Consider the following 15,580-nt stretch of genomic DNA (forward strand, 5'->3'; position numbering starts at 1 on the left):
GACACCATCCGGACCAGAGCATGGGATGCCCGTTCCTGCACCCGGCAAGTCCCATTCCAGCCTCTATCCCAGCCTGGCCACCTCCTCCAGCGTCTTGCGCTCCGCATGCACCGCATGCCGCATCGCCAGCAGGCCGGCAAGGATGGCCAGCGCCGCGCCCAGCCCATAGCCCGCAGCCACCGAGGCCCGGTCGCCGCTGTCGATCAGCCAGCCGAACAGCACCGGTGCGATGAAGCCCCCCGTGCCGGTGCCGATCGCATAGAAGATCGAGATGGCCAGCGCCCGCATTTCCAGCGGAAAGACCTCGCTGGCGGTGAGGTAGGCGGAACTGGCGGCGGCGGAGGCGATGAAGAACACCGCGCTCCAGCAGACCGCCAGGCCGGTGGCGCTCAGCCAGTCCGAAAGAAAGGCCCAGCCTATCAGCGCCAGGCCTATGCCGCTGGCGATATAGGTCAGCGAGATCATGCGGCGCCGGCCCAGGCTGTCAAACAAGGGGCCCAGCACGAAGGGACCGAGCACATTGCCCAGCGCGAAGGGAAAGATGTAGAGCGCCACCCGGTTGTCCGGCACATGGAAGAAGCGGGTCAGCACCAGCGCGTAGGTAAAGAAGATGGCGTTGTAGACGAAGGCCTGCGCCACCATCATGGACAACACCACCAGGCTGCGCATGCGGTAGTCCTGCAGCAGCAGCGAAAACACTTCGCGCAATGGCGGCGTGCCGCGGCCGGTGGCATGCAGGCCGGGCGCCGCCGGCGCCAGCGCGCCGTGCTGGCGTTCCACCTGCGCCTCGATGTCGTCGATGATGCGCCGCGCTTCCTCCTCCCGGCCATGCATCAGCAGCCAGCGTGGACTTTCAGGAACATGGCGACGGATCAGAACAATGGCCACCGCCAGCACCGCGCCCAGCACGAAGCAGGCGCGCCAGCCCAGCGCCGGCCCCAGTACCCGTGCGTCCAGCATGACCAGGCTCAGTGCCGCGCCCAATGCGGCGCCGATCCAGAAGCTGCCGTTGATGAACAGCGCCACCCGGCCGCGCACCCGCGCCGGGATCAGTTCGTCGATCGCGGAATTGATGGCGGCGTATTCGCCGCCTATGCCCAGGCCGGTAATGAAGCGGCAGACGGAAAGAAACAGGAAACTTGTGGAAAACGCGGTGGCCAGGGTGGCCAGCATGTAGACCGCCAGCGTGATCATGAACAGCTTCTTGCGGCCCAGCCTGTCGGTCAGGCGGCCAAAGACCAGCGCGCCCAGCACGGCGCCGGCAATATAGATCGATCCGGTCCAGCCAACCTGCTCAGCGCTCAGGGCCAGCGTGTCAGGCCGCTCCAACACGCTGCCGATGGAGCCTATCAGCGTGACTTCCAGGCCGTCGAGCACCCAGGCAATGCCCAGCGCCATGACCACGCGCCAGTGCCAGCCGGACCAGGGCAGCCGGTCAAGCCGGCCCGGAATGTCGCTGGCGGCGGATGATTTCATGATAAAGAGAGAAGAAGCGGGCCGCCGGCGGCGGCCCATGGGCCGATTAGCCGGTGATGATCATCTGGTTGTCGATCGACTTCACGCCGGGCACTGCCTTCACCAGCGCCTCGGCCTTGCGGCGCAGCGCCAGCGATTTGATGTCGCCCTTGAGCTTGACCACGCCGGCGCTGGTGCTGACGTCGATCTTGAATGCGTTCAGTTCCGGGTCTGCCTGCAAGGCGCCCTTGGCGCGCGCGGTGATGGCGCTGTCGTCCATCGCCTGGCCGGCGCCCTGCTGGGAAGCCTTGCTGGTGTCAGCCATGTTCTTCATTCCGGCGCATCCAGTGGCGATCAGGGCGGCGGCGATAACGGCGATGAGGCGGGGGGTCTGCATGTGTTGCTCCTTATTGATATTTATAGGCAGGAAGATGCTGCTGCGCGCTGCAATGCGGCGTCCGGCAAGTCCCGGCCAGAGTCTACTGCCTAAGCACTGCGCCTTCAACCTTCCGTGCCCCGCATATGATTTATTTCGTGCATGGCGCCGGGTTTTCGCCGGCTTTCCGTTCCGCGTTGAAGGGCATCGGCGGAGCAACAGGGACCATCTGCCTTATTGTTGATCAAATGCACGACGTTATCCGCCGTTTTAAGGCACATTGCCTTCCATGACCCGTGCAGCCTGCACTGCGTCAAGGCTGCCAGTCGCAGCGGCTTCACCGGACAACAACCCACCGAAAGCAATGCACGTGAAAGAAAACTGGATAAGCGGAAACCGATTCACGCTGCTGGAGAACGGCGAGGCTTTCTTTCCGCGTGTCTTTGAAGTGATCGCGGCAGCCGAACGCGAAGTGCTGATCGAGACCTTCATCCTGTTCGAGGACAAGGTCGGGCGCGAGCTGCAGTCGACCCTGCTGGCTGCGGCCCGGCGCGGGGTGCGCGTCGAACTCACCATCGATGGCTGGGGCTCTCCGGATTTGTCGGACGGCTTCATCGGCTCGCTGATCGAGGCCGGCGTGATGTTCCATGTGTTCCAGCCGGCGCCCAGGCTGTTTCGCCGCTTTCATGTGTTTCGCCGCATGCACCGCAAGCTGGTGGTGGTGGACGGCACGCGCGCCTTCATCGGCGGCATCAATTACTCGGCGGACCACCTGGCCGATTTCGGTCCCGAGGCCAAGCAGGACTATGCGGTCGAAGTGGAAGGTCCGATCGTGGCCCATATCCACAGCTTCGCGCTGGCCGCCGTGGCCGGCGAAACCCCGAAGCGCCGCTGGTTTCATCGACGTCCGAGATGGCCGCAACCTGCTTCCCTGCCGCCCGCCGGCGAAGCCCGCGCACTGTTTGTCTGGCGCGACAACCAGGAGCACAAGAATGACATCGAGCGCCAGTACCGCCTGGCATTCCGGCTTGCGCGGGAACGCATCATCGTGGCCAATGCGTATTTCTTCCCCGGTTACCGTTTCCTGCGCGAACTGCGCAAGGCGGCGCGGCGCGGCGTGAAGGTGGCGCTGATACTGCAGGGCACGCCGGACATGGCCATCGTCAAGACCGCGGCATCGATGCTGTATCACCATCTGCTCGGTTCGGGCGTCGAGATCTACGAGTACTGCAAGCGTCCGCTGCACGGCAAGGTCGCGCTGGTGGACGACACCTGGGCCACGGTCGGCTCCAGCAATCTCGATCCGCTCAGCCTGTCGCTGAACCTGGAAGCCAATGTGATGATCCACGACCCCGCCTTCAATGCGCAGCTGAGCGCAAGCCTGGAGAACCTGATGCAGCACAGCTGCACCCGGATCGATATCAAGGATCTGCAGGAGTCCGATACCTGGCGGCCGATACGCACCTTCTTCCTGTTCCACCTGCTGCGCCGCTATCCCTCCTGGGCCGGCTTCCTGCCGGCGCACACGCCGCGCCTGGCCTCGCTGCGCGCGCCGGGCAGCACCGACCATGCCGGCGACCTGAACCAGTCGGCGATGCAATGAGCGCCAGCGGCGACGCCACGAGTCTCCGGGCACAGCGGCCGGCGGGGAAACAATCAGTGCAGCAGGCACGGCCCTGGTGGCACTGGACCAAGCGCCTGCTCAAGATCTGCTTCCTTGCCCTGATTGCCTACCTGCTTTTCAGGCAGGCCAGGTCGATCGAATGGGACAAGGTCGCGTCAGCGATCTACCAGCGCAGTGTGCCAGCGCTGCTGGCAGCGGCCGGCCTGGCAGCTGCCAGCCACCTGCTCTATGCCTGCTTCGACCTGATGGGCAAGCACCTCACGGGACACCGGCTGCCAGCCAAGACAGTCATGGGCATCACCTTCGTCTGCTATGCCTTCAACCTGAACCTGGGCAGCGTGATCGGCGGCGTCGCCATGCGATACCGGCTGTATTCACGTTTTGGCCTCGACAGCACGGTCATTACCCGCATTGCTGCCAACAGCATGCTGACCAACTGGAGCGGCTATCTTCTGCTGGCCGGGCTGGCATTCTGGTGGCGGCCCCTGCCGCTGCCGGCCGAGTGGAAGCTCGACAGCGGCGGGCTGCGCCTGGTGGGCATGGCGATGGTGGCCGCGGCGCTGGCCTATGTGCTGCTGTGCGCCTTTGCGAAACAGCGCGACTGGACGCTGCGCGGCCACGGCATCACGCTGCCGCCATGGAGGCTGGCGGTGGTGCAGTTGCTGGTTTCCTGCATTAACTGGCTGCTGATGTCGGGGCTGGTGTATCTGCTGCTGCAGCGGAAGATCGACTTTCCCACGGTGGTGGCGGTGCTGCTCACCGCCGCCATCGCTGGCGTGATCACCCATGTGCCGGCCGGCCTGGGTGTGCTGGAAGCGGTGTTCATTGCACTGCTGTCGCAGCAAGTCGGCCGCAACGAGCTGCTGGCCGCGCTGATTTTGTACCGCTTCCTGTATTACCTGGCGCCGCTGCTGCTGGCATGCGTGGTGTATTTCGTGACCGAGGCGAAAGCTAAGCGGCGCAGCGAGTGCTAGTGCTGACAATACCGGTATTTACAGTACTGTGCTTTGCGCCCAGCTGCGTGTTCCATAGCCACATGCGGCTTAATAAAGCAACACCGCTTCGCCCAATTTCTGGGACTGGCGCAATTGAAGCGCAAGAGTCCGGTCGCCCACCAGGAGCAGGATCGCGCCCACCACCGGCGTAAGCTGGGTGACGTCATGGCGATTGGTAACAGTTGGAATCGCGGCAGGCGGTGTGCCAGTGTCTTCGGTGGTGGGATGATGCTTGAACCTCGGGTGCGCACGATCAGTGGGGTGTAGACCTGTTTGAGCCGTCCAAGAGAACTGATGACCGAATCATGATTGACGACGACGCGAGGAAAGCCGAGGTAGTCGGCAACGCACAGCTTGGCTACTAATACGCTTCGCAACCGCTCCCATGCGCCGGCTTCCTGCCAGTCGCGTACCCAAGGCCAGCAGTTCGCGCTTGCACCGTAATCCATTTCACTCGGTAGCCCGGTCCAGCGAAGGCTGCTTCTGAGCATAGGCAGAATTACCGTAAGCGCGGCATGGTGTGATCGAGGTATCCGGCTGGAAGAGCTGAACCGCCTTGGCTTCGGCGGCGGCGGAAGTGTCTGATTTAGTGCCTGTAATTCGTCACAAAAGATTCGCTTTCCCATCTCCGCATCTTGAATTTCTTGGCCGCAAAGAGGAACGAAATTGATCAGAAGTTAACAGACCCTCTTTATGCCTTTTGAAAAATCTCTTCTAAGCCAGGACGCCCTGTACAAACAAGCCAATCCGACTTTAATAATAGTTAAATGCGTCGCAGAGATTTGCAATAATTCTTTCGCCATCGAATTGATGGCATTTAACTCAAAGGACCATTGCATGAATAAGATCAATTTTGATTCGATCGTAAAATCTGCCGCCTCGAATGTGAACGAAAAAGACGTCGCTATTGCTAGTCAAGAAGTCGCTAGTCAGATCGAAGGACGTGCCTGGAACATGAACCAGCCACTGAACATGATCGCCTACGAAGATCAGAAGTAAATAATTTTTACACGTTCCCTATCAAAGGGAACGTGTAAAAAAGACCGTTCAAGGAAGCAGCTTAGGAAGATATCAATGATTTTGCAATTCGGATTTGAATCACAAATCGATAATATATTAACGTTAATTGGAACGATTGATTTCAAGGGGGTTAAGAAGATTACTACTTTGAAAGAAGTCCAAAGTGAGTACCATTCACTAATCCAGAAAATGCAAAGGAGAACTCCCGGCGGCACGCCAGGCACGGTGAACGTTATTACCGATTTTGAGAAGGCAAAAACACTCCGACCGCTGTTCGTTAATGATTCTTTACTAGACGATAAAATGCAGGCAGATGTCATCACTGAAACGAAAGATGACGAAACATCTGATAAAAAGGCTCTTATCCTTCGCGCCATCCATGAGTTGGGAATTTACTCCGAAGTACACAAGGCGCTGTTCGATACTTTAATTACCGATATTTTCATATTGCCATCCTCACGGGCTAAAGCCGGTTCAACTTCCCAAGCGATTGGCGTAATTTGGGCCAATCCCAAAACGACGTACTCCCTGCATGACATGGTAGAGATTCTGGTGCATGAAATGACCCATCATGCAATGTTCATCGATGAATTGCGTTACGTCCATTATTCCTATAGCGATGTAATGGATAAATCTACATGGGCACGATCGGCGATTCTCAACGTACCACGGCCACTCGATAAAGTGCTGCACAGCGCAGTTGTTGCAACAGAAATACTACTAATGCGAGCAAATTACATAGGCCATCCTGTGCTGAGCAAAGTCCACCCGCCTACCAATATCATGCTGACTCAGCTGAAGGACGCGATTGCTTCCACTGAAAAGGTGCTTTTGCAATACAAAGGAGCCGAGAAGGTACTCACAGACCGCGCGAACGAAATTTTCGATAACGTACAACAGCAGGTCAAGGCGTTAGCTGCCTGAATATTGATCGCGTACAGGCTATCAATGCCTATCATTCTAAAAAAAGGACAACTATGAGCCTGAATTGGCAAAGATGGCTTACAGTATTCAGCCATCCATCTGCATTATTGACTATAGCCCTTATAACTATCCATCAGTCGATAATCGCTTCGTCATCCTATTTTCTGACAAGGCTGATTGAATTGTTTCAACAAGGCGGTGAGTACAGTCATTACCTGTATTTATATCTCGCCGCGATGTTAATTCCCTATCTTCCTGGGTGTCTTTCCTTTATATCTCTCCAACGCTGGATTAATCAGGCACATAAAAGCCTTATCTATGGGATTGCGCAGACTGCCTATGGACGGACAGAGAAATTTCGTAATTCGATCGTTCGGGAACAGGTTGAATCGATAGTTTCCCGGAACTCGTTCATTACTATCAAAGAATATTTGTCATTTGTTCATGGATTTTTAGGCTTTGTCTTGAATAGCGCACTGAGTATGCTCGTACTTGGATTGCTCCTTCCTGGCAATCTATTCGGCGGCTATTTTCTTAGTGTGATTCTTTGCGCCGCATTCATTCTTTTGGTCAACAAGGCGATCAGCACCTACTCAGCAGAGAATGAGAGTCGCTTTATCAGCTACAGCGACAGCTTGTCGTCGATTTGGGACAATACTACACTTGGCAACAAACTTAATTATAATAATTGGGCATTTCAAAGCCAGGACCTAGGAGAAAATTATTACAAGGGATCCAATGATCTCCAGTCGCTAAAACAATGCGGAAATCTCATTCTGGCGGCAGCCGCATTAGGCCCTACCATTTATTTAGTATTGAGCGCTGTGGAAAACAATGTAGCCCAGCCCGCATTGGTTGCGGCAATTATTGTCAATCTCACCCGTGTGTTCCATATTCTAAATTCCCTCAGTTCCTTGGTCAGTCAACTATTGGAATGGCCGTCTATGAATGCGCGTCTCGAAGTCATGTTCAGGGCGGAGAATATTTTGTTGTCAGAAGATGATTTGCCTGCGAAACCCCTATCAAAAATCACCCTTAATGCTCAACCGATCAACGATTATAAATCCGTGGTGGAAGCACTTAAACACGTCCAGCGGGGTAGATTTACGATTCGCGGCGGAAATGGCTCTGGGAAAAGTACACTACTTCTGGTTTTAAAGAAATTTTTCGGCGAGCCGGCAATTATGCTGCCCGCACATCACGGGCGACTTATATGGAGAGATGGCAACCCCAATCATTCAACCGGACAAAGAACTTTGCAACAAATACGCGAGATAGTGAGCGGGAATGATGTCAGAGTCCTTTTATTTGATGAATGGGACGCTAATCTTGATCACTACAATAGGGAAGCAGTCAATCAACTTTTGGACGAAATTGCCTCAAAGCTTGTCGTCATCGAGATCAGACATTAAAAGAGACTTCTATGCATGGCCAATCTTTAGCAGCTGAACTTTTAGCAAATAGCGAATTTACTAATGCTTATAGTAATTCACAGTTTTGGAAAAGCAAAATTCCTAGAGCGCAAATGCTCAACCTGTTCTCTTGGCAACACCTAAACCATGCATTGGCGACAAACAGAATAACGAATGATCGCCTACGCTTGTCAATAGAAAATGATTACGAACAACCTAACAAACAAGCATTCCGCAAGGTTCGCGATGCGTTCGGCCGCCCTACTGACTTTCTCTTAATTAATGAGCTTCACCGATTGCTGGCGCAAGGAATTACAGGTGTTCTCGAAGCCGCCAACGAACTGTTTCCAGACATCGGCGCTTTTACTGAAGTGATTGGTGCTAGATACTATGCACGCTCCACAGCGAATGCCTATTTCTCATTTGGGTCGAGCTCTGGATTTGGCCCGCATAACGACGATCATGACGTCATCGTCATGCAGATTGAAGGACGAAAAAGCTGGCGCTTTTTTGGAACAAAAGAGAAGTCAACTATGGCAACAGTTGACGATATCAAGCAACCGATCGAGGAAAACGTCTCTGAAATACTTATTCTAAACGAAGGAGATGTCCTATTTGTACCAAAAGGGACTTGGCATGATGTGGCGGCAATTAACGAGCCTAGCCTCCATTTGACAATTAGCGTTGTTTATCCGACGGTGGCCGACTATGTGCAGTGGTTGCTAGCTCAACACAAATACGAATTACCATACCAGGATATAAAATTAAGCAATGATGTTCTCGACTCTCTAGCCAAGAAATCTGCTGGATTCTTCGCGACCGCAATTAACGCGGAATCGATAGCGACTTTCTTGGACTCGTACTATGCGCAATACGCTGCATTACGAGTTCAACCTTCATTTCCGCATCTGAATCGACCCCAGGTTGGCGATTTTTTCAGACGAGTTCCATTCTCAGCGAGGGAAGTGACATTGATCGACGACTCCTCAAAAGAACACGTTATCCTTGCGCTAGGAAAAAAACATACTCTAAACCGGTGCGAGTTTAAAGTGTTCAGCAACCTCTATCATGACCGGAACGTATCTACAGACGACCTATTAGGCTTAGCAGAGGTTGATATGGGTTGGTCCGATATCAACACCGCACTAGAAAAGCTGCTCGACTATGGCCTTATATCGAAATCGATACGAGCATCCACTTTGCAGTGATCGGTCTAAAGATCACATGCAGCCATCGGTGCCATGTATTGCGGGCTAACTCGCCGCAGTCAATGACGGCCATATCGTCTGGACTATACGGGATCAGCTGTGACCGTAGCCCTCAATACCGGGCAGTTGCAGGCACTGGTCACCGTGCTCCCAGCGAGCACGCTGGCGGCTGATCATGCCATTGCGGTGATTTAACGCCAGTACGGATAAAGGTTCTGTGCCTACGCGGCAGTTGTTCTTGCACAGTGCCGCTCATGACTTCTGCACTCGACTTCTCCGTTCTAAACGCCGGCGAACTATGCCAGCTCGCCGCCCGGCCGATTGAAGAGATGCGTTAATTCTACAGCGTCGCCCTAATAAATCGCCGGCACCCCATCCGCCGCGGCTACCGGCGCGGCGCCGCCAAACTCGGCGCGCAACTCGCGCGCGGCGACAGCCAGCAGGCGCGCTTCCAGGCCCACCGCAACAAAAGTGCAGCCAAGGTCGAGGTAGCGCCTTGCCAGCGCATTGTCCGACACCAGGGTGCCGGCCGCCTTGCCGGTGGCGATGATGCGGCGCATGGCGTCCTCGATGGCGGCCTGCACTTCCGGATGGCCCGGATTGCCGCGATGGCCGAGCGAGGCCGACAGGTCGGCCGGGCCGATGAAGACGCCGTCGATGCCATCGACTGCGCAGATGGCCTCGATGTTGTCCAGCGCGGTGCGGGTCTCGGCCTGCACCAGCAGGCATACCTCGTCATTGGCACGCGCCAGATAGTCGGTGCGCAGGCCCCAGCGCGAGGCGCGCGCGGCCGCGGCGCCGACGCCGCGTATGCCCTCTGGCGGATAGCGCACCGCCGACACCATGTGGGCGGCCTGCTCGGCCGTGTCCACCATCGGGATCAGCAGGGTCTGGGCGCCGATATCAAGCAGCTGCTTGATCAATGCCACGTCGCCAGTGACTGGGCGCACGATCGGGTGCGAGGGATACGGCGCCACCGCCTGCAGCTGCTGCAGGATGGCGCGCACATCGTTGGGCGCATGCTCGCTATCGAGCAGCAGCCAGTCGAAGCCGGTGCTGGCGCACAGCTCGGCGGTGTAGGAATTGGCCAGCGATAGCCAGAGGCCGATCTGCGGGTTCTTGGCGGCCAGCGCGGCCTTGAAGCGGTTGTCGTAGCTCATGTTGTCTCCGGTTTCTTGGTGTTGTTCAGCCGGGCAGGCGGCGCGATAGGCTGCCGTGGCGGATGTATTTGATGTTCATGTACTCATCCAGGCCATAGCGCGATCCTTCGCGGCCATAACCGGAATCCTTGATGCCGCCGAACGGCGCGATCTCGGTCGACAATGCGCCGTCGTTGACCGCCACCATGCCGGCCTCGATCGCCTCGGCGACTTCCCAGATGCGGTCGATGTCGCGCGAATAGAAATAGGCGGCCAGGCCGAACGGCGTGGCATTGGCCATCTCCACCACTTCCGCCTCGGTAGCGAACGGCGTGACCGGCACCACCGGGCCGAAGGTCTCCTCGCACGACATGCGCATCGCGGCGGTCACATCGGCCAGCACCGTGGGGGTGAAGAAGTGGCCGTGGGGCGCTTCGGCGCAGGCATGGCGCTGGCCGCCTACCACCAGCCGCGCACCCTGCGCCAGCGCGTCCTTCACGTGCTGCTCCACCTTTTCCACCGCGCGGGCATTGATCAGCGGGCCGATCTCGGCCTTGCCACCTGCGGCCGGGCCGATGGCGAGGCTGCCGACCTTCTCGGCCAGCTTGCCGATGAAGCGTTCATACACCCCCTGCTGCACATAGACCCGGTTGGGGCAGATGCAGGTCTGGCCGGCATTGCGGAACTTGGCCACCATCAGGCCGGCCACCGCGGCATCGACATCGGCGTCGTCGAACACGATGAAGGGCGCATTGCCGCCCAGTTCCAGCGACAGCCGCTTCAGCGTGCCGGCGCTCTCGCGCGCCAGATGCTTGCCGACCGCGGTGGAGCCGGTGAAGGAAATCTTGCGCACCCGGGCATCGGCCAGCCAGACGTCGGCCAGCGGACCGGCGCGCTCGCGCGAGGTGGTCAGCACATTGATGAGGCCGGCCGGCGCGCCGGCCTGCTGCAGCAGGCGCGCCATCGCCAGCGCGGTCAGCGGGGTGTCTTCGGCCGGCTTGCAGACCACGGCGCAGCCGGCGGCAATGGCCGGCGCGATCTTGCGCGCCAGCATGGCCATCGGGAAGTTCCAGGGCGTGATGGCGGCCACCACGCCGACCGGCTGTTTGATCACCAGCAGCCTGTGATTCTGGCTCTGCTGCGGAATAATGTCTCCATCGGCGCGCTTGGCTTCCTCGGCGAACCATTCGATATAGGAAGCGCCGTACGCCACTTCGGTGCGGCTTTCCACCAATGGCTTGCCCTGCTCCAGCGACATCAGCCGTGCCAGGTCTTCCTGGTTGGCCATGACCAGCCCATGCCAGCGCCTGAGCAGCGCGGCACGTTCCTTCGCCACCACATGGCGGAACGCGGCAAAGGCCTGCTGCGCAGCATCCACCGCGGCTTGCGCGTCTTCGGGCGTGCAGTCGGGCACCTCGGCGATCAGCTCGCCGCTGGCGGGATTGGTCACCGCGAGGCGGCGGCCGTCGGCGGCATGGCGCCACTCGCCGTTGATCAGGCTCTGGCTGCACAGCAGCTCGGGGTTGTCGATGTTCAGGGTCATGGCCTATCGAAAAGGAAAAGGGATGGAACGGCGTCGATCCTAAGCGATAGACGCCCGTGGGGCAATGCCGGCATGGCGATTAGCTGACGACGCCCAGATGCCAGGGGATGAATTCATGGTCGCCTAGGCCCAGCAGCTCGCTCTTGGTCTGTGCGCCCGAGGCGGCGCGCAGGATCTCGTCGAAGATGATCTGGCCCATCTGCTGCATAGTCGCCTCGCCGTCGATCACCAGGCCGCAGTTGATGTCCATGTCTTCCTTCAGGCGCTCGTACATCGCGGTATTGCTGGCCAGCTTGATGGTCGGCGCCGGCTTGGAGCCGAACATCGAGCCGCGCCCGGTGGTGAAGCAGATCAGGTTGGCGCCGCTGGCGATCTGCCCGGTGGCGGCCACCGGGTCATAGCCGGGCGAGTCCATGAACACGAAGCCGGCGCGGTCGATCGGCTCGGCATATTCATAGACGCCCTGCAGCGGCGTGGTGCCGCCTTTCATGGCCGAGCCGAGCGACTTCTCGAAGATGTTGGCCAGGCCGCCCTGCTGGTTGCCATGCCCCACCACGCCGTTGAACTGGGCGTTCTGGCCACGTGTGTATTCCTTCCACCATTCAAGCCTGTCGAGCAGCTTCTGGCCCACTTCCGGCGATACCGCGCGCCGGGTCAGCATGTTTTCCACGCCGTGGATCTCCGGCGTCTCGGACAGGATGGCGGTGCCGCCATGGCGCACCAGGATGTCCATCGCCGCGCCCAGCGCCGGATTGGCGGTGATGCCGGAAAAGCCGTCCGAGCCGCCGCATTCCAGGCCCACCTTGATATGGCTGGCCGGCACCTTCTGGCGCTGCACCGCATTGGCGGCCGGCAGCATCTCCCGGATCATCTGGATGCCAGCCTCGATGGTCTGGCGGGTGCCGCCGATTTCCTGCATCACCATCGTGCGCAGCAGGCCGTCTTCCTTCAGGCCCTGCGACGCAACCAGGTCGGCCACCTGGTTGCGCTCGCAGCCCAGGCCCACGATCAGCGCGCCGGCCAGGTTGGGATGGCGGACATAGCCGGCGATGGTACGGCGCAGCACGTCGAAATGGTAGCTGGGCGAGGACATGCCGCAGCCGCTGGTCTGGGCGAACGCGACCACGCCGTCCACGTTGGGATAGTCGGCCAGGCGCTCCGGCGTGAACCATTCGGCGATCTTCTTGATGGCGGTGGCCGAGCAGTTCACCGACGAGAAGATGCCGATGAAGTTGCGGGTGCCGACTTGCCCGTCCGGCCGCACGATGCCCATGAAGGTGGCGCGCTGGCTTTCCGGCACATAGTCGACCGGCCGCACATCCAGGCCGAAGCCAGGGTCGCGCTCGTATTCGCGCAGCTCGATGTTATGCGAGTGCACATGTTCGCCGGCCTCGATGTCGCGCGCGGCGAAGCCGATGATGGTGTCGTACTTGCGGATGGGCGCGCCCTTGGCGATCGCATGCGCAGCCACCTTGTGCCCGGCCGGCACCTGCGCCCGCAGCCGCACGGCGGCGCCGTCAATGTTGATCTGCTGGCCCAGCGACAGCTGGGCCTTGGCGATCAGCACGTTGTCGGTATCGTGCAGCCGGATCAGGCTGCGGGTGTAATGGTTGTCGGTGACGGTATTCATCTGGCTATTCATGAGATGCGGTTAACGGTGTGGATCGCGTGACAATGCTCAACCGTTCTTGATCTGTTCCTTCAGATTGAGCTTTTCGATCAGGCGCTTCTCGTGCACATATTGCGAGAGGACGTACTTGCGGTACTCCTCGGCGTCCTGGTACATCACGGGTGCGTCGATGCGGTCGCACGCCTGCTTGAATTCCGGGCTCAGGATCGCCTTCTTCAGCGCCGAGCGCAGCTTCTCCGCCACCTGCGGCTCCAGCCCGGCCGGCGCGCCGATGCCATTGGGCGCATCCACCACCAGGTTGTAGCCGGCTTCCTTCAGCGTCGGCGCCTTGGCAAAGCGCGGCGGACGCTGCTCGCCCCAGGTCGCCAGCAGGCGCAGCTTGCCCTGCTCCACATACGGCGCCCAGGAACTGGAGTCGGCCAGCGCATCGACCTGGCCGCCCATCAGGTCGGTCAGGGCCGGCGCGCCGCCCTTGTAGGGGATATGGTTCATCTTCGCACCCGCGGCCAGCAGGAACTCCTCCATGCCGACGTGGGTGGCGCCGGCCACGCCGGCGCTGGCGAAGGTCAGCTTGCCGGGATTGGCCTTGGCGGCGGCCACGAGTTCGGCCAGGGTCTTGTAGGGCGAGTCGGCGCGCACCACGATGCCGAAGGTCTGGCCCGATGTGCGGGCCAGGTAGGTGAAGTCCTTCAGCGGGTCGAAGGTCACCGTGCCGAGCTGCGCAAAGCGGGTCACCGAGATCGGGATCTGGCCGATGGTATAGCCGTCCGGCTTGGCCACCGCCAACGCCCGGGCGCCGATCATGCCGGAGGCGCCGGCGCGGTTCTCAAACACCACCGGCTGGCCCAGGTGGTCCGACAGCACCTTGGCCAGCGCGCGCATGGTCACGTCGGCGGTGCCGCCTGCCGGCCATGGGCACAGAAAGGTGATCGGACGGTTCGGATAATCCGACTGCGCCAGTGCCGAGCCCAGCGGCAGCGCGGCGCCGGCCAGGCCTGAAGCCGCGCCCAGCAGCAGTTGACGGCGTTTGATGTTGATGCGGGGTGTATCCATATTGGTCTCCTGTAGCGCCCGGGGGCTGGCTGTGATTTTTCCGGCAATCTTTATGTTACCGGTAACATACGGAGCGTATCGTAATCCAAATTTTTTTACATTGCTACAATCGGAGCCAAAATTATTTTGGAATTTCCCTTGAATAACAATCCGACTGGCAAAGCGCCGGCAGCCGAGCCCATGCCGGCAAAGCGGGCGCGCCGCGGCTCGGGCGGTATCACCTTGCGTGAACTGGCGCAGATGGTGGGCGTGACCAAGGTCACGATCTCCCGCGCGCTCAACACGCCCGAGCGGGTGTCGCCCGAGACCCTGCAGAAAATCCAGGAAGCGGTAAGGCAGACCGGTTACGTGCCCAACCTGGTGGCCGGCTCGCTGGCGTCGAACCGCAGCCGGCTGGTGATGGCGCTGGTGCCTTCGCTGGCCGGCTCGGTATTCCAGGAAACCACCGAGGCCATGACCACCGCGCTGGCGGAGGCCGGCTACCAGCTCCTGATCGGCCAGAGCGGCTATGACAAGGCGCGCGAGGATGCGCTGATCGACGCCGTGATCGGCCGTCGTCCGGCCGGCATCGTGCTGACCGGCGTGATGCATTCGCCGGTATCGCGCGAGCGGCTGCGCGGCGCCGGCGTGCCGGTGGTCGAGACCTGGGACCTGACCGACACGCCGGTCGACATGCTGGTCGGCTTCTCGCATGCCGCGGTCGGCCAGGAAGCGGCGCGTTACCTGCATGCGCGCGGCGCCCGCCATGCGGCGGCGATCACGCCCGGCGACGCCCGCGCGCTGGTGCGCAGCGCCGCCTTCGGCAAGGCCATGCAGGCGCTCTGCAGCCGGCCGGTGCCGGTCTATCCCATGCCCTCCCCGACCCACCTCGGCAATGGCCGTGAGGCGCTGGCGCTGCTGCTGCGGGAGCATCCGGAGACGGATGCAGTGTTCTGCGGCGCCGACAGCCTGGCGCTGGGCGCGCTGATCGAGGCGCGCGCCAGGGGCCTGGCCGTGCCCGGCCAGCTCAAGGTGCTGGGCTATGGCGACCAGAATTTCGCCAGGCATACCGACCCGCCGCTGTCGACCATGCGCATCGACGGCACCCAGATCGGCAAGCTGGCCGCGCGCATGCTGGTGGATCGCATCGAGGGGCGCGCGGTGGCGCAGAAGAGCGTGGACGTGGGTTTCGAGCTGGTGGAGCGGGACAGCACATAGCGGG

The 15,580-nt window shown here is 59.8% G+C and carries 14 protein-coding genes; 7 read left to right on the plus strand and 7 right to left on the minus strand.

Annotation, left to right across the window (positions count from 1 at the left end):
- Positions 1–63: 63 nt before the first annotated feature.
- Entirely contained in the window at positions 64–1,476 is a 1,413-nt protein-coding gene (locus ABC383_RS26940) for an MFS transporter (protein WP_413018934.1), read from the minus strand.
- A 46-nt stretch (positions 1,477–1,522) separates the two neighbouring features.
- A complete protein-coding gene (locus tag ABC383_RS26945; RefSeq protein ID WP_413018936.1) occupies positions 1,523–1,852 on the minus strand; it encodes a BON domain-containing protein in 330 nt (109 codons plus the stop codon).
- Between the two features lie 343 nt (positions 1,853–2,195).
- Here ABC383_RS26945 and clsB point away from each other — a divergent pair, with 343 nt between their 5' ends.
- Together clsB and ABC383_RS26955 are read left to right on the plus strand one after the other, a co-directional pair.
- Positions 2,196–3,434, plus strand: coding sequence for a cardiolipin synthase ClsB (gene clsB / locus ABC383_RS26950; RefSeq protein ID WP_413018938.1), 1,239 nt, complete (start codon positions 2,196–2,198; stop codon positions 3,432–3,434).
- Entirely contained in the window at positions 3,431–4,429 is a 999-nt protein-coding gene (locus ABC383_RS26955; protein WP_413018940.1) for a lysylphosphatidylglycerol synthase domain-containing protein, read from the plus strand. Before clsB ends, ABC383_RS26955 begins: the two co-directional genes overlap by 4 nt.
- Here ABC383_RS26955 and ABC383_RS26960 read toward each other — a convergent pair.
- Positions 4,426–5,076 carry a transposase gene (locus tag ABC383_RS26960; protein ID WP_413018942.1) on the minus strand — a complete coding sequence of 217 codons (651 nt, stop codon included), beginning with the start codon at positions 5,074–5,076 and terminating at the stop codon, positions 4,426–4,428. The two genes, ABC383_RS26955 and ABC383_RS26960, sit on opposite strands and share 4 nt — an antisense overlap.
- Positions 5,077–5,287: 211 nt before the next feature.
- Between ABC383_RS26960 and ABC383_RS26965 the strand changes: the two genes are divergently transcribed.
- The 4 genes from ABC383_RS26965 to ABC383_RS26980 all read left to right on the plus strand — a co-directional run bounded on the left by ABC383_RS26965 (position 5,288) and on the right by ABC383_RS26980 (position 9,014).
- Complete coding sequence (locus ABC383_RS26965) at positions 5,288–5,449, plus strand: hypothetical protein (protein WP_413018943.1); 162 nt, start codon at positions 5,288–5,290, stop codon at positions 5,447–5,449.
- A gap of 75 nt (positions 5,450–5,524) precedes the next feature.
- Positions 5,525–6,394 (plus strand): aKG-HExxH-type peptide beta-hydroxylase, encoded by an 870-nt coding sequence (locus ABC383_RS26970; protein WP_413018945.1) that lies wholly within the window; start codon positions 5,525–5,527, stop codon positions 6,392–6,394.
- A gap of 53 nt (positions 6,395–6,447) precedes the next feature.
- Complete coding sequence (locus tag ABC383_RS26975; RefSeq protein ID WP_413018947.1) at positions 6,448–7,806, plus strand: ATP-binding cassette domain-containing protein; 1,359 nt, start codon at positions 6,448–6,450, stop codon at positions 7,804–7,806.
- Between the two features lie 11 nt (positions 7,807–7,817).
- A complete protein-coding gene (locus ABC383_RS26980) occupies positions 7,818–9,014 on the plus strand; it encodes a JmjC domain-containing protein (RefSeq protein WP_413018948.1) in 1,197 nt (398 codons plus the stop codon).
- Between the two features lie 353 nt (positions 9,015–9,367).
- Here ABC383_RS26980 and hpaI read toward each other — a convergent pair whose 3' ends face one another.
- The 4 genes from hpaI to ABC383_RS27000 form a co-directional block, all read right to left on the minus strand.
- Positions 9,368–10,174: a 4-hydroxy-2-oxoheptanedioate aldolase gene (gene hpaI / locus ABC383_RS26985; protein WP_413018949.1), complete on the minus strand. Its 807-nt coding sequence runs from the start codon at positions 10,172–10,174 to the stop codon at positions 9,368–9,370.
- Between the two features lie 25 nt (positions 10,175–10,199).
- On the minus strand, positions 10,200–11,696 hold the full coding sequence (locus ABC383_RS26990; protein ID WP_413018951.1) for an NAD-dependent succinate-semialdehyde dehydrogenase: 1,497 nt from the start codon (positions 11,694–11,696) through the stop codon (positions 10,200–10,202).
- A 79-nt stretch (positions 11,697–11,775) separates the two neighbouring features.
- Positions 11,776–13,326 (minus strand): UxaA family hydrolase, encoded by a 1,551-nt coding sequence (locus tag ABC383_RS26995; protein ID WP_413018953.1) that lies wholly within the window; start codon positions 13,324–13,326, stop codon positions 11,776–11,778.
- 48 nt (positions 13,327–13,374) lie between these two features.
- Positions 13,375–14,379: a tripartite tricarboxylate transporter substrate binding protein gene (locus ABC383_RS27000; RefSeq protein ID WP_413018954.1), complete on the minus strand. Its 1,005-nt coding sequence runs from the start codon at positions 14,377–14,379 to the stop codon at positions 13,375–13,377.
- Between the two features lie 138 nt (positions 14,380–14,517).
- Between ABC383_RS27000 and ABC383_RS27005 the strand changes: the two genes are divergently transcribed.
- Complete coding sequence (locus ABC383_RS27005) at positions 14,518–15,576, plus strand: LacI family DNA-binding transcriptional regulator (RefSeq protein WP_413018955.1); 1,059 nt, start codon at positions 14,518–14,520, stop codon at positions 15,574–15,576.
- Positions 15,577–15,580 lie beyond the last annotated feature (4 nt).

Source organism: Noviherbaspirillum phoenicis, from assembly GCF_047237965.1.
Taxonomy (GTDB): Bacteria; Pseudomonadota; Gammaproteobacteria; order Burkholderiales; family Burkholderiaceae_D; genus Noviherbaspirillum_A.